The sequence below is a fragment of the Oleiphilus sp. HI0043 genome (assembly GCF_001634935.1).
On record NZ_LWEY01000957.1, the window covers coordinates 1 to 366 of the forward strand.

General features: G+C 40.7%; 1 protein-coding gene. It reads left to right on the forward strand.

Annotation, left to right across the window (positions count from 1 at the left end):
- On the forward strand, positions 1-195 hold a 195-nt coding region (locus A3729_RS32805; RefSeq protein ID WP_197475777.1), incomplete at its 5' end, for a hypothetical protein.
- Positions 196-366: the final 171 nt, after the last annotated feature.

Sequence of the window (366 nt, forward strand, 5' to 3'; positions counted from 1 at the left end):
GTAGAGTATCTTTTTGCGTTTAATAAAGCGGTCGATATCCCGGAAACGATTGCTGAGCTTCAAGAAGAAGACTTTCCTTCCATCGTTAAAGATGCCATGAGCGAAGCCTATTTCAATTATCCTGTTCCCAAATTTATGCCTGAACAAGATTGCAATACACTCTTACAGCAACTATTACCAAATACTGTAGCTTGAGGGTGAATTTTTTAGTCCACTTAGACTTGATCCTGACGCTTACTGCTTCGGTCTTTGCATTTGTCATTACTGCATAGACTTTCTTTAAGGAGCCGCAATGAAGAGTCAGGATTGGGTGGGGTGCCAATAGCAATACCGACATATGGGGTATAACCTAGTTCTCATAAATCA